Genomic DNA, 229 nt, shown 5'->3' with positions numbered 1-229 from the left:
TCAGCAACGATTTCACGCACGATGCCAGGTAACTCAGTACCATCAGGTTGTGTAAAGCTAATAATAGTACCTATCTCTGCAGGCACAACAGCAGTGAACTTACTCAACTCAATATAATGAAAATTATCTGGGTTAGGAAAACCAAATGCATCTTCAGGCGTCAAAGTCAAAGACTCTGAGCTACCTTCTTTTAAGCCTAATAAGCAATCCTCAAAAACAGCTGTTAGGC

Annotated in this window: 1 protein-coding gene; it reads right to left on the bottom strand. The window is 40.6% G+C overall.

The window, feature by feature from the left end; all coding sequences use genetic code 11:
* Positions 1 to 229 (bottom strand): FKBP-type peptidyl-prolyl cis-trans isomerase (locus tag V6256_RS15550; protein ID WP_481133293.1); only part of this gene is annotated, 229 nt, incomplete at both ends.

The sequence above is a fragment of the Psychromonas aquatilis genome (assembly GCF_038155185.1).
Lineage (GTDB): Bacteria > Pseudomonadota > Gammaproteobacteria > Enterobacterales > Psychromonadaceae > Psychromonas > Psychromonas aquatilis.
The sequence above is the reverse complement of the archived record's forward strand: the minus strand, read 5'-3'. Positions and strand labels throughout refer to the sequence as shown.